The organism is Mesorhizobium sp. LCM 4576 (genome assembly GCF_001854815.1).
In the GTDB taxonomy this organism is placed as follows: Bacteria; Pseudomonadota; Alphaproteobacteria; order Rhizobiales; family Rhizobiaceae; genus Mesorhizobium; species Mesorhizobium plurifarium.
The window spans coordinates 14822-28237 of the sequence record NZ_MDDT01000053.1; the positions used below are offsets into that span (position 1 = coordinate 14822).

The 13416-nt window shown below is 64.3% G+C and carries 13 protein-coding genes; 8 read left to right on the forward strand and 5 right to left on the reverse strand.

The features are described 5' to 3' along the window. Nucleotides 1-5: 5 nt before the first annotated feature. The 5 genes from sufC (at nt 6) to sufA (ending at nt 4296) form a co-directional block, all read left to right on the forward strand. On the forward strand, nt 6-761 hold the full coding sequence (gene sufC, locus LCM4576_RS25385; protein WP_071035262.1) for a Fe-S cluster assembly ATPase SufC: 756 nt from the start codon (nt 6-8) through the stop codon (nt 759-761). 25 nt (nt 762-786) lie between these two features. Then, nucleotides 787-2067, forward strand: a complete 1281-nt coding sequence (gene sufD, locus LCM4576_RS25390) for a Fe-S cluster assembly protein SufD (protein WP_071035293.1) — start codon at nt 787-789, stop codon at nt 2065-2067. Nucleotides 2068-2172: 105 nt separating this feature from the next. Beyond that, a complete protein-coding gene (locus LCM4576_RS25395; protein ID WP_071035263.1) occupies nt 2173-3414 on the forward strand; it encodes a cysteine desulfurase in 1242 nt (413 codons plus the stop codon). 5 nt (nt 3415-3419) lie between these two features. Continuing rightward, nucleotides 3420-3812, forward strand: a complete 393-nt coding sequence (locus LCM4576_RS25400; RefSeq protein WP_071035294.1) for an SUF system Fe-S cluster assembly protein — start codon at nt 3420-3422, stop codon at nt 3810-3812. 103 nt (nt 3813-3915) lie between these two features. Then, on the forward strand, nt 3916-4296 hold the full coding sequence (gene sufA, locus LCM4576_RS25405) for a Fe-S cluster assembly scaffold SufA (RefSeq protein WP_041000813.1): 381 nt from the start codon (nt 3916-3918) through the stop codon (nt 4294-4296). 18 nt (nt 4297-4314) lie between these two features. Here the strand turns inward: sufA and LCM4576_RS25410 are convergent, their stop codons facing one another. Next, nucleotides 4315-4773 (reverse strand): RidA family protein, encoded by a 459-nt coding sequence (locus tag LCM4576_RS25410; RefSeq protein ID WP_071035264.1) that lies wholly within the window; start codon nt 4771-4773, stop codon nt 4315-4317. A gap of 78 nt (nt 4774-4851) precedes the next feature. Next, a complete protein-coding gene (locus LCM4576_RS25415) occupies nt 4852-5349 on the reverse strand; it encodes a GFA family protein (RefSeq protein ID WP_071035265.1) in 498 nt (165 codons plus the stop codon). A gap of 89 nt (nt 5350-5438) precedes the next feature. Here LCM4576_RS25415 and LCM4576_RS25420 point away from each other — a divergent pair, with 89 nt between their 5' ends. Next, nucleotides 5439-5762, forward strand: a complete 324-nt coding sequence (locus LCM4576_RS25420; protein WP_041008713.1) for a TfoX/Sxy family protein — start codon at nt 5439-5441, stop codon at nt 5760-5762. Nucleotides 5763-5981: 219 nt separating this feature from the next. On the opposite strand, the gene LCM4576_RS25425 is transcribed toward LCM4576_RS25420, so the two are convergent. Both LCM4576_RS25425 and LCM4576_RS25430 read right to left on the reverse strand, forming a co-directional pair. Further along, nucleotides 5982-6899 carry a pseudouridine-5'-phosphate glycosidase gene (locus tag LCM4576_RS25425; protein ID WP_071035266.1) on the reverse strand — a complete coding sequence of 306 codons (918 nt, stop codon included), beginning with the start codon at nt 6897-6899 and terminating at the stop codon, nt 5982-5984. Nucleotides 6900-6937: 38 nt separating this feature from the next. After that, nucleotides 6938-7891, reverse strand: a complete 954-nt coding sequence (locus LCM4576_RS25430; RefSeq protein WP_071035267.1) for a carbohydrate kinase family protein — start codon at nt 7889-7891, stop codon at nt 6938-6940. Between the two features lie 383 nt (nt 7892-8274). Here LCM4576_RS25430 and recA point away from each other — a divergent pair, with 383 nt between their 5' ends. Then, on the forward strand, nt 8275-9372 hold the full coding sequence (gene recA / locus LCM4576_RS25435; RefSeq protein ID WP_071035268.1) for a recombinase RecA: 1098 nt from the start codon (nt 8275-8277) through the stop codon (nt 9370-9372). A 433-nt stretch (nt 9373-9805) separates the two neighbouring features. Continuing rightward, nucleotides 9806-12475: an alanine--tRNA ligase gene (gene alaS / locus LCM4576_RS25440; RefSeq protein WP_071035269.1), complete on the forward strand. Its 2670-nt coding sequence runs from the start codon at nt 9806-9808 to the stop codon at nt 12473-12475. A gap of 207 nt (nt 12476-12682) precedes the next feature. Here alaS and LCM4576_RS25445 read toward each other — a convergent pair whose 3' ends face one another. Beyond that, nucleotides 12683-13318: a glutathione S-transferase family protein gene (locus LCM4576_RS25445; protein ID WP_071035270.1), complete on the reverse strand. Its 636-nt coding sequence runs from the start codon at nt 13316-13318 to the stop codon at nt 12683-12685. Nucleotides 13319-13416: the final 98 nt, after the last annotated feature.

The window sequence follows — 13416 nt, forward strand, 5'->3', positions numbered from 1 at the left end:
CGAAAATGCTTGAGATCAAGAATTTGCATGCCCGCATCGTCGATGACGGCACCGAGATCATCCGCGGCCTGAACCTGACGGTGAAAGCCGGCGAGGTCGCCGCCATCATGGGGCCGAACGGTTCGGGCAAATCGACGCTGTCCTACATCCTCGCCGGCCGCGAGGACTATGAGGTGACCGAGGGCGACATCTTCTACAACGRCCAGTCGATCCTGGAAATGGATCCGGCCGAGCGCGCCACCGCCGGCATCTTCCTCGCCTTCCAGTATCCGATGGAGATACCGGGCGTGGCGACGATGGAATTCCTGAAAGTGGCCATGAACGAGCAGCGCAAGGCGCGYGGCGAGGAGCCGCTGAAGGTGCCGGAATTCCTCAAGCGCGTGAAGGAAGCGGCGGCTTCACTCAGCATGGACATGAACATGCTGAAGCGGCCGCTCAATGTCGGCTTCTCCGGCGGCGAGAAGAAGCGCGCCGAGATCCTGCAGATGAAGCTRCTCGAGCCGAAACTCTGCGTGCTCGACGAGACCGATTCCGGCCTCGACATCGATGCGCTGAAGATCGTCTCGGACGGCGTCAACGCGCTGCGTTCGCCGGACCGCGCCATCGTGGTTATCACCCACTACCAGCGCCTGCTCGAGCACATCGTGCCCGACTCGGTGCACGTGCTCTACAAGGGCCAGGTCATCAAGTCGGGCGACAAGTCGCTGGCGCTCGATCTCGAGGCCAACGGCTATGCCGGCGTGATCGGCGAAGCCGCGTGAGATGGGAGCGGTCGAGGCAAGAACGATGAACATGCACGCACAGCCCCAGCGGACATTGGCCGAGACGGCGCTGATCGATGCCTTCGGCGAGYGGCTGTCGCTGCTGCCCGGCGACGGCGCGGTGATGGTCAAGCGCGACGACGCGATCGAGGCGATCAAGCACGGCCTGCCGACGCGCCGCGTCGAATCCTGGCACTATACAGACCTGCGCCGGCTGCTGACCAAGGTGCCGGCTTTCGAAGCTGGAGCCGTGGCCAAGGCGCTGGCGCCGATCCTTGAAGGATCGGCGGTGCTGCCGGTGCTCAACGGCGTCTCCAACGCCAAGACCCCGGAGATCGAAGGCGTCACGGTGCAGCGCCTCTCGGAAAAGCTGACTGACGGCAGCGTGGCACCCGGGCTCGATCCCTATGGCAGCGACGACGCGATCGGCGCTTTGAACACCGCCTTCGTCGCCGACGGCTATTTCGTCGACATCGCCGACGGCGCCGTGCTGGAAAAGCCCGTCGAATTGCAGAACCTGCAGGCCGGCGGCCAGTCGCATGTGCGCCTCCTGGCGCGTGTCGGTGCCGGCGCCAAGGCGATCATCGTCGAGCGCCAGGCGGGCGAGGCCAGCGAAGACGGCGAGGCGCTCGTCTCTTCGGTCAGCCAACTCGTGGTCGGCGACGGCGCGGAAGTGACCTGGCTGATCGTCCAGGAGCAGCCGGACACGGTCACGCATCTCGCCCAGTTCAAGGCGCATATCGGCAAGGATGCCAAGCTGACGCTGTTCGTGATGAACGCCGGCGGCAAGCTGGTTCGGCAGGAGGTGGTCGTCAGGACGACGGGCGAGGGCGCCGACTTCAAATTGCGCGGCATCAATCTTCTGGCCGGCGACACGCATACCGACACCACCATGGTGCTCGACCACGCCGTGCCGCATACGACCTCGACGGAAGTGATCCGCAACGTCGTGACCGGCAAGGCGCGCGGCGTGTTCCAGGGCCGCATCAACGTGCATCAATACGCGCAGAAGACCAACGCCAAGATGGCCTGCAACACGCTGCTTCTGTCGGATGACGGCGAGTTCTCGACCAAGCCGGAGCTGGAGATCTTCGCCGACGACGTCGTCTGCGGCCATGGCGCGACCGTCACCGAGATCGACCACAACCATCTGTTCTACCTGATGGCGCGCGGCATCGACGAGAAGTCGGCGCGAGGCCTTCTGGTCAAGGCGTTCGTCGCCGAAGTGATCGAGGAACTGGACGACGAGGCGCTGGTCGAAGCGCTCGAAGAGCGGCTCGACGGCTGGTTTTCGACGCACGGCTAGCGGGCTTCCCCTTCTCCCCTTGTGGGAGAAGGTGGATCGGCGCATAGCGCCGAGACGGATGAGGGGTGCTGGACGGAATGAGGCGCTGCCTCGGAAGAGCTTGTGATGGACCAGAAGATCGAAACCACTCCCTATGACGTCGAGGCGATCCGCCGCGACTTCCCGATCCTGTCGCGCCAGGTCTACGGCAAGCCGCTGGTCTATCTCGACAATGGCGCTTCGGCGCAGAAGCCGCAGGTGGTGCTCGACACGATCCAGCACGCCTATTCCCAGCAATACGCCAACGTCCATCGCGGCCTGCATTTCCTGTCGAATGCCGCGACCGACGCCTATGAGAACGCGCGCAAGTCGGTGCAGCGGTTTCTCAACGCGCCGAGCACGGACACAATAGTCTTCACCTCCAACACCACCTCGGCGATCAACACCGTCGCCTATGGCTGGGGCATGCCGCGGATCGGCGAGGGCGACGAGATCGTGCTGTCGATCATGGAACACCATTCCAACATCGTGCCGTGGCATTTCATTCGCGAGCGGYAGGGCGCCAAGCTCATCTGGGTGCCGGTCGACGATCTCGGTGCTTTCCACATCGAGGAATTCGAGAAGCGCCTGACCGACCGCACCAAGCTCGTCGCCATCACCCAGATGTCCAACGCGCTGGGCACGGTGACGCCGATCAAGGAGATCGTGCGTATCGCRCATTCGCGTGGAATTCCGGTTCTCGTGGACGGCAGCCAGAGCGCAGTCCACATGCCGATCGACGTGCAGGATCTCGACTGCGATTTCTTCGTCTTCACCGGCCACAAGGTCTACGGCCCGTCAGGCATCGGCGTGCTCTACGGCAAGAAGGACAGGCTGGAAGAGATGCGCCCCTTCATGGGCGGCGGCGAGATGATCGAGGAGGTGACGGAAGACATCGTCACYTACAACGAGCCGCCGCACCGTTTCGAGGCTGGCACGCCGCCGATTGTGCAGGCGATCGGCCTGGGCGCCGCRCTCGATTACATGGAAAAGGTCGGCCGCGAGCGCATCGCGGCGCACGAGGCGGATCTGAAGGCCTACGCGCATGAGCGGCTYAGGGCGATCAACTCGCTGCGCATCTTCGGTGACGCGCCCGGCAAGGGCGCCATCATCTCGTTCGAATTGCAGGGCATCCACGCGCATGACGTGTCGATGGTGATCGACCGGCAGGGCGTCGCTGTCCGTGCCGGCACGCATTGCGCCCAGCCGCTGTTGAAACGCTTCGGCGTCACCTCCACATGCAGGGCATCGTTCGGCATGTATAATACCAGGGCCGAAGTCGACGCTTTGGCCGAGGCGCTGGAAAAGGCGCGAAAGTTCTTCGGGTGATGATCATGGACGATGCAAGCGCGACCGCAGAGACTGTTCCGGAAACGGCCGGCAACGGCATCGTCTCGGCCTCGGYGATCCCCGCCGACGAGCTGGCGCGGCTGACCGACGACATCGTGTCGGCRCTGAAGACGGTCTACGACCCGGAAATCCCGGCCGACATCTATGAGCTCGGTCTCGTCTACAAGATCGACATCGAGGACGACCGGTCGGTCAAGATCGACATGACGCTGACCRCACCGGGCTGCCCGGTGGCAGGCGAAATGCCCGGATGGGTCGAGAACGCCGTGGRCGCCGTCGAAGGCGTGTCCGGCGTCGAGGTCTCAATGGTGTTCGACCCGCCTTGGACGCCGGACCGCATGTCGGAAGAGGCGCAGGTCGCGGTCGGGTGGTACTAGGCAAGCATAGGCTGGCGCACTTGCGCCGGTGGTAAAACTTCACCATTTTAGGTGAGAATYATTCGGCGGGCCTTGAACCTGCAGGGAATGGAGAAGGAAGAATATGGGACGCTTCGCCGTCATCACGATGACCGAAAAGGCCGCCGACCGCGTGCGCGAGATCGTGGCTGCGCGCGACAACGCGCATGGCATCCGCCTCGGCATCAAGAAGGGCGGCTGCGCCGGCATGGAATACACCGTCGATCTGGTGACCGAGCCGAACCCCAAGGACGACCATATCGAGCGCGACGGCGCGCATGTCTATGTCGCGCCGGAAGCGGCGCTCTTCCTGTTCGGCACCGAGATGGATTTCGAGCAGACGACGCTGCGCACCGGCTTCACCTTCAAGAACCCGAACCAGAGCTCGGCCTGCGGCTGCGGCGAATCCGTCGAATTGAAGCCGGCCGATCTCAAGGCGCTCGCCGAGGCACGCGCCTCGGCCTGAGGAATTGCCCGGCGCTGCTCAGTCCGGCAGTGCGGCGATCACAACAAGCTCGACAACAAGATCGGGCTGCGCCAGGGCGGCGACGCCGATCACTTCCGATGGCGGCGGGTTGTTGTAGCTGCAGTGCTTCGGGCAATGCTCCGCAAAAAAATCGTCCAGCACGTCCAGGCGGAAGTTGGGTGAGCTGAGAACGCCGCCGGACGGAAAAGGCCCTTTGACGTAGAACGTCACCTTGACCAGGTGGTCGAGCGAGCTGCCAAGCTCCTCCAGATCCGACTTGATGTTCGCAAGGATTTCGCGCCACTGCGTTGCCGCGTCTCCGACAGCGCCGCCCTGGTGTTTCGACGGATCGTAGTCGTCGACGGTGGCGGTGTTGCCGGACAGAAAAACATATCCCTTCGCATCCGAGACGACCGTGCCCTTGCCCCAGGGCATCAAACGATCGCCCTTGAATTTCTTGTGCGTCGTGAGGTTCATTTCGGCCTCCTGTCGCCAGATGGTTGTCTTGACGCAATTCCGGTCGGAAAACCGCTGCGCACTTTTCCTGGAATTGCTCTAATCCACCCACATCCCCGTCCGCTTGTGCCAGTCGGCGATCGATTCCTCCGGATAGACGTCGAACACCTTGTCTTTTCTGCCGACCACGGGCTCGACCCAGTTCGCCTTGTATTTCAGCATCAGATGCACCTTTTCCGGCGGTTTCGGCAGGTCGGTGTCGATCGCCGAGGCGAAAGGATGYACAAGCTCCGGCCAGGTCGGGTCGTAGAGCCAGAGCRCCGAGCCGCATTTGCGGCAGAAATTGCGCTCGCCGGTCGAGACCTCGCAATGCGGGTGCTCGTCATCCTCGATCTCGGCGCGGTAGACGCCGAGGCTGCGCTTGCCCCTGATATCAAGCGTCTCGTAATCGGCGCCGAGATTGATGGCGAAACCGCCGCCGCCCTGCTGCTTGCGGCAGATCGAGCAGTAGCAGAGCATGAACGGCACGGGCGTGTGGCTTTCCACCTCGAAGCGGACGGCGCCGCAGCGGCAGGAGCCTTTGAGCAGGACGGGCATGGCGGGAACTCCGTTTCCAGGTTTTAATCTGTCAGCATGCTTTTGGTTGCGGCAATGACAAGGCCGATGCCGGATGAGATGATCGCGGCATGGACAATACGCGCCTTGAAGAACTGTTCGAAAGCCTTGGCCCGATCGGCATCCGCAAACTGTTCGGCGGCAAGGGCATCTATTGCGACGGCGTCATCGTCGCGGTCGTCGTGCGCGGCGAGCTGATGCTGAAGGCGGACGAGGAGAGCATCCCCGACTTCGAAGCCGCCGGCTGCACCCGGTGGACCTATACCGGCTCGCGCCACGGCAAGGCCGTGGCGATGCCCTATTGGAGCGTGCCGGACAGTGCCTTCGACGATCCCGATGAAATGGCGGTGTGGGCACGGCGGGCTTATGAGGCTGGACGAAGGGCGGGGAAGTGAAACTTAGAATGCTGGCGGGACAGCACCCCCTCTGTCCTGCAGGACATCTCCCCCGCAAGGGCGGAATTGGATGTCGCCCCGGCTTTCGCTAATCGCCAACGTTGAAGAGAAGAGCCGGCGGCTGAGCTGCTGATCTTCCCCTTGCGGGGGAGATGGCCGGCAGGCCAGAGGGGGGTGTGAGGGAAACTCGGCCTTTGCGGTTGGCGGGAGCCGCGCGTGCTACAGCGCCTTCGCAATCTCCGCCGCCAGCCTCGCATTGTTCTCGACCAGCGCGATGTTGGTCTTGAGGCTGCGGCCGCCGGTGAGTTCAAGGATCTTCGATAAGAGGAACGGCGTCACCGCCTTGCCGGTGACGTTCTGCGCCTCGGCCGCCTTTTGCGCGGCCTCGATATAGCCGGCCATTTCGTCGGCCGGGATTTCGTCATTCTGCGGCACCGGATTGGCGACCAGGATGCCGCCGCCCAGGCCCAGCGCCTGGCGCGTTCGGTAGAAATGGGCGATGTCTTCAGGCCCATTGAGGGTCAGCGGTGCGCGGAAGGGCGATTGYCTGGACCAGAAGGCGGGCATGGTCTCGCTGCCATGGCCGATGACCGGCACTCCACGCGTTTCCAGCACTTCCAGCGTCTTTTCGATGTCGAGGATCGCCTTGGCGCCTGCCGAAACGACGATGACCGGCGTGCGCGCCAGTTCGTCGAGGTCGGCAGAGATATCGAAACTCTTTTCGGCGCCCTTGTGGACACCGCCGATGCCGCCGGTGGCGAAGACTTTTATGCCGGCCATATGCGCGGCGATCATGGTGGCCGCGACCGTGGTGCCGCCCGTGCGCTTCTGAGCGACCGCGAAGCCGAGATCGGCGCGCGACAGCTTCATGGCGTCGCCCGTCATGGCGAGCGATTCGCGTTCGCCGTCCGACAGGCCGATCTTGATGCGGCCGTCGACCACGGCGATCGTCGCCGGCACCGCGCCGCCGTCGATGATGATCTGCTCGACCTTGGCCGCCATGGCGCCATTGTCGGGGTAGGGCATGCCATGGGTGATGATGGTCGATTCCAGCGCCACCACGGGCCGCCCGGCGGCAAGYGCTTCCGCCACGGGCGGATGGATATCGATGAAGGGACGGGCGGCTTGCGGCGTCATGGCTGTCTCCGACAAGGAGGAACTAGATTGTCGGTGCCCTATGCCACCTCCCGTGCCTCCGGCACAAGGGCAAGCGCTTGGCCGAAGTTGGCAGTCGTGAAGGACGGCACGGCCTCTGGGCTCTCGATGGCGAGCATTGCCGCCGCGACGCCCTCGCGCAGCGCGGCGCGCAGCGGCAGGCCGCGCAGCAGGGCGGCGACCGTCGCGCCGGTCAGGGCGTCGCCGGCGCCGGTCACGTCGGCGACCCGGCGCGGCGCGGGCGGGTCGATTTCAAAGATGCCGGTGTCGTCGAAGCCCAGCAAGGGGGCGCTGCCGGCGGTAACCACGCCGGCGTTGAGGCCACCCCGCCTGAGCGCACCCACAAGGGCTTTGCCCGACAGTTCGGCAGCTACCAGCGCGGCGGCTTCGCGGCGGTTCATGAAAAGCAGCGACAGATCGCCGAGCAGCGGCGACAGGCGAACGACCTTGGCCGGCGAGACGGCGATGGCGAAGACCGGTCGGCCGCCGGCCTGCGCCACCAGGCGCTCCAGCGCCGCCGTCGGCAGATTGGCGTCGCACAGGATCGCGTCGGCGGCGGCGATCGCCTCGCGCACCTTGGAACGCCTCATCTGCTTGGGAAAGGCGAGGTCGTAGAGCGCCATGTCGGCCAGCCCGACGATCAATTCGCCCTCGGCGTCGATCAGCGCCGTGTAGCTCGGCGTCGTGCGGTCGAGGAACACGACCGAGAGGTCGGTGATCCCGGCGCTGTCGATCGCCGAGGCGACCGTTTCGGCCGCCGCGTCGCCGCCGCGCACCGAGATCAGCGAGGCCGACACGCCGCGCTTCACCACGCTGCGCAGCGCGTTGAAGACGACGCCGCCGACATCCTCGCGCATCATGCCGGGGTTGGAGGCGGCCGGCACATAAATGCCCGAGACCTGGCCGCGCCGGTCGATATGGGCGCCGCCGAAAGCCAGGATCGTTGGGGCCAAGATAGTTGGGGATGTCGGCATTTCGGGTCGCTGACTTTCATTGATCGTGCGGCTGCGCACACTAGAGYGGTTCAGCGTTTCACRGAATCGCCKAACCGCTCTAACTYTTTAGTTTTGCGCAATTCCGGACGGAAAACCGCTACGCACTTTTCCTGGAATTGCTCTAGGTTCCCCCGGTCACCCTGCAATCGGGGTCGCGATTCGGGATGGCCGGACATCGAAATCTCTTCTGGACCAGTGGTTGCGCTCCGCACTGCCCCTGGTGAGACAAAAATAGAACAAATCAAGATGTTGATTGTTTTTCAGATACTTGTTGCCCCTTGCCAAATGAGAACAAAAAAGGTACAAATCGGCAGGGATCACGGATTGTCCGGCCTTCATTGACGACCAAGGGGTGATGTATCATGGCTCAGAATACTTTGCGGCTTGTAGAGGATAAGGCAGTGGACAAATCAAAGGCTCTGGATGCGGCGCTGTCGCAAATCGAGCGCGCTTTCGGCAAGGGCTCGATCATGCGGCTCGGCGCCAACGAGCAGGCGGTCGAGATCGAAACCGTGCCAACCGGCTCGCTGGGYCTCGATATCGCGCTCGGCGTCGGCGGCCTGCCGCGCGGCCGTATCGTCGAGATCTACGGGCCGGAAAGCTCGGGCAAGACGACGCTGGCGCTGCACACGGTTGCGGAAGCGCAGAAGAAGGGCGGCATCTGCGCCTTCGTCGATGCCGAGCACGCGCTCGATCCGGTCTATGCCCGCAAGCTCGGCGTCGACCTGGAAAACCTGCTGATCTCGCAGCCCGACACCGGCGAGCAGGCGCTGGAAATCTGCGACACGCTGGTGCGCTCGGGCGCCATCGACGTCCTGGTCGTCGACTCGGTGGCTGCACTGACGCCGCGCGCCGAAATCGAAGGCGAGATGGGCGACGCGCTGCCCGGTCTCCAGGCTCGTTTGATGAGCCAGGCGCTGCGCAAGCTGACCGCCTCGATCTCGCGTTCCAACACCATGGTCATCTTCATCAACCAGATTCGCATGAAGATCGGCGTCATGTTCGGCTCGCCCGAGACGACCACGGGCGGCAACGCGCTGAAATTCTACGCCTCGGTGCGCCTCGACATCCGCCGCATCGGCTCGGTCAAGGACCGCGACGAGGTCGTCGGCAACCAAACCCGCGTCAAGGTGGTCAAGAACAAGCTGGCCCCGCCCTTCAAGGTGGTGGAGTTCGACATCATGTATGGCGAGGGCGTGTCCAAGACCGGCGAGCTCGTCGATCTCGGGGTCAAGGCTGGAGTGGTCGAGAAGTCGGGCGCCTGGTTCTCCTATAATTCGCAGCGTCTCGGCCAAGGTCGCGAGAACGCCAAGCTGTTCCTGCGCGACAATCCGGACACGGCGCGCGAGATCGAGATGGCGCTTAGGCAGAATGCCGGGCTGATCGCCGAGAAATTCCTCGAGAATGGCAGCTCCGAAGGCGGGGACGACGGTTTCGAGGACGAAGCCGGCGCCATGTAGGGCCGGCCCAGGAAGATCGCGCAGCGGTTCCTGTCACGGATTGAGCGAAAGCAATTCGCCGGCTTAGCCGGAGTTCGGCCACAATCCTGGTTTATCGGGTTATGCTTATGTAATCGAGTTCTTGAGTACTGCGTACCCCGAACCGCCGGCCCTCGCGCCGGCGGTTTTGCGTTCTGCGGGTGGTGCTGGGCCGCCGCTCGCCGGCTGATTGGCCCAAAGCGCTTGCGCTGCATAAATTCAGGCGATGCGCTTTGGTCCTTGTTTATGCATGCCGTTTTCCCAAAACCGCTTGCGCACCTGTGGGCGACGTGCCTGTTTCCGTGTTTCTGGACAGGCTCAAGAGCTATCGCTAAAAGGCCCATCTATCTTCTGAAACACCAAAGCCCATTTGCCGCCGGCCGGGCCGGCGGTTCTTGCGAAAAAGGCAGTATCAATGAGTGGCGTGAACGACATCCGGTCGACATTCCTCGACTACTTCCGCAAGGAGGGTCACGAGATCGTCGCCTCCAGCCCGCTGGTGCCGCGCAACGATCCGACGCTGATGTTCACCAACGCCGGCATGGTGCAGTTCAAGAACGTCTTCACCGGCCTGGAGAAACGTCCCTATTCGCGCGCCGCGACCGCGCAGAAGAGCGTGCGCGCCGGCGGCAAGCACAACGACCTCGATAATGTCGGCTACACCGCGCGCCATCTCACCTTCTTCGAGATGCTCGGCAATTTCTCGTTCGGCGACTATTTCAAGGAGCGCGCGATCGAGCTTGCCTGGAACCTGATCACCAAGGGTTTCGGCCTCAAGAAGGACAAGCTGCTCGTCACCGTCTATCACACCGACGATGAGGCGGCAGCTTACTGGAAGAAGATCGCCGGCTTCTCGGACGACCGCATCATCCGTATTCCGACCTCCGACAATTTCTGGGCGATGGGCGACACCGGCCCGTGCGGTCCGTGCWCGGAAATCTTCATCGACCGCGGCGAGCATATCTGGGGCGGCCCGCCCGGCAGCCCGGAAGAGGACGGCGACCGGTTCCTGGAATTCTGGAACCTGGTGTTCATGCAGTATGAGCAGGTGACGAAGGAAGAGCGCATCGACCTGCCGCGCCCCTCGATCGACACCGGCATGGGCCTGGAGCGCATGGCCTCCATCCTGCAGGGCGTCGAAAGCGTCTTCGAGACCGACCTGTTCAAGCATCTGATCGACGCGGCGTCCTCCGCGCTCGGCCAGGGTCCGRACCAGGAGAACGTGGCGTCGTATCGTGTCATTGCCGATCATCTGCGYTCGTCTTCGTTCCTCGTGGCCGACGGCGTGCTGCCCTCCAACGAGGGGCGCGGCTACGTGCTGCGTCRCATCATGCGCCGCGCCATGCGCCACGCGCAGCTGCTCGGCGCCAAGGAGCCTTTGATGTGGCAGCTCGTGCCGGCGCTGGTGCGCGAGATGGGTCAGGCCTATCCCGAGCTGGTGCGCGGCGAGGCGCTGATCACCGAGACGCTGAAGCTCGAGGAAACGCGCTTCCGCAAGACGCTGGTGCGCGGCCTCGGCCTGCTTTCGGACGCGACCGAGACGCTCAAGGCCGGCGACATGCTCGACGGCGAGACGGCCTTCAAGCTCTACGACACTTACGGTTTCCCGCTCGACCTGACGCAGGACGCGCTGCGCCAGCGCAGCATCTCGGTCGACATCGCCGGCTTCACCGACGCGATGGAACGGCAGAAGGCCGAGGCACGCGCGCACTGGGCGGGCTCGGGCGAAGCCGCGACCGAGACGGTGTGGTTCTCAGTGCGCGAGAAGACCGGCGCGACCGAATTCCTCGGCTACGAGACGGAAGCTGCGGAGGGCATCGTCCAGGCGCTGGTCAAGGATGGCCAGGCGATCGATAGCGCCTCGCAGGGCGATGCGGTCGCCGTCGTCGTCAACCAGACGCCGTTCTACGGCGAATCCGGTGGTCAGATGGGCGATACCGGCGTGATCTCGGGCGAGGGTTTTTCGATCGACGTTTCCGACACTCAGAAGAAGGCCGACGGTCTGTTCGTGCATCTGGGCAAGGTGACTGAAGGAACGGTGAAGACGGGTGYCGCCGTCGAGCTCAAGGTCGATCATGCCCGCCGCTCGAAGCTGCGCGCCAACCATTCCGCGACGCATCTCATCCACGAGGCGCTGCGCGAGGTGCTGGGCACCCATGTGGCGCAGAAGGGCTCGCTGGTCGCGCCCGACCGCCTGCGCTTCGACATTTCGCACAACAAGCCGATTTCGCCGGACGAACTCGAAGAGGTCGAGCGCATGGCGAACGAGATCGTGGTGCAAAACAGCCCGGTGACGACGCGGCTGATGTCGGTCGATGATGCGATCGCCGAGGGCGCGATGGCGCTGTTCGGCGAGAAATACGGCGACGAGGTGCGCGTCGTGTCGATGGGTACGGGCCTGCATGGCGCCAAGGCCAACCGGCCCTATTCGGTCGAGCTCTGCGGCGGCACGCATGTCAGGTCGACCGGCGACATCGGCCTGGTGCGCATCCTATCGGACAGCGCGGTGGCGGCAGGCGTGCGCCGCATTGAGGCGCTGACCGGCGAGGCGGCGCGCAAGCATCTCGACGAGCAGGACAGGCGATTGAAGGCCGCGGCGGCAACCTTGAAGATCTCGCCGGCCGACGTGCCGGCGCGCGTCGAGACGCTGCTCGAGGAGCGCAAGAAGCTCGAGAAGGAATTGAGCGAAACGCGCAAGAAGCTGGCGTTGGGTGGCGGCTCGGCGGTTGCCGATGCCCCGGCCGCCAACGAGACGGTCGCAGGCGTCGGCTTCCTCGGCAAGGCGGTCAGCGGCGTGGCGCCGAAGGACCTGAAGCCGCTGGCGGACGCCGGCAAGAAGACGCTCGGCTCCGGGGTAGTCGTCTTTGTCGGCGCCGGCRAGGACAACAAGGCAAGCGTGGTCGTCGGCGTCACCGACGATCTGACCGGCCGCTTCAGCGCCGTCGATCTCGTCCGCGTGGCGTCCGCCGCGCTTGGCGGGCAGGGCGGCGGCGGCCGGCCCGACATGGCGCAGGCCGGCGGCCCCGACGCCTCCAAGGCCAACGACGCGATCGCGGCGGTAAGGGCGGCGCTGGAAGCGGCGTAGGTCGCTTAGCGCAGGCCGGTTCCCGATTCTGCGAGGCTGGCGCTGCCCCTCATCTGGCTGCCGCCATCTTCTCCCCGTTGAACGGGGAGAAGGAGCTGTCATCGCGGCTTTCGCAAATCGTCGGCGTTGCAACTGCTTCTTTCTCCCCGTTTTACGGGGAGAAATGCCCGGCAGGGCAATGAGGGGCGGCGCCGACGGTGAGGAAGTTCACTCGGCCCAAGCGACCTTTTCCGTCCGCGCAAAGCTCGCACGATCAGCGATGCGCGCATACCAATCCCGGATCTGCACGAACCGCGCCAGCAGATCGCGCCCTTCCGCGACCTTGAGAAAGTAGGCCACGATCGGCGCCGCGTGCAGGTCGGCCAGCGTGAGTTGGTCGCCAAGCAGCCAAGGTCCCTTTGCCTTGAGCAATGTCAAAACCTTGAACGCCGTCTCAGCCCGGCGGAGCCCGCCGGCGATCAGCGCCTCGTCCGGCGGCATCTTCTCCAGCCGCTCGACCGCCACGTCCCAGACCATGGCGCGATAACCATAGGCGTCGAGCATGCCGGCGATCTGGCTCATCCGGGCGCGGGCGCGCGCGTCGGCCGGCTGCAGGGCCGGACCGTCGAAGGCTTCATCAACATAGCGAGTGATGGCGCCGGTCTCGAACAGACGAAAACCGTCATGCTCGAGGGCAGGGATGCGGCCGAACGGGTGCAGCTCCAGATACCAGGCCGGAATGCCCTCGGCGGCGAAGATATCGAGCGGGACGAGCTCGTAGCCGACGCCCTTCTCCTCCAGCGTCATCCGCGCGATGCGCACATAGACGCTGTAGTCCGCGCCGTAGAGAGTTGGCTTGGCCATCGATCAGCTCTCCCTTCCGCTCGTCGAAGTACAAAAAACGAAGGCTCCTTTCGGAGCCTTCGACATTGAGGGACTTTGTCACACGGCCCGGCCCTCCG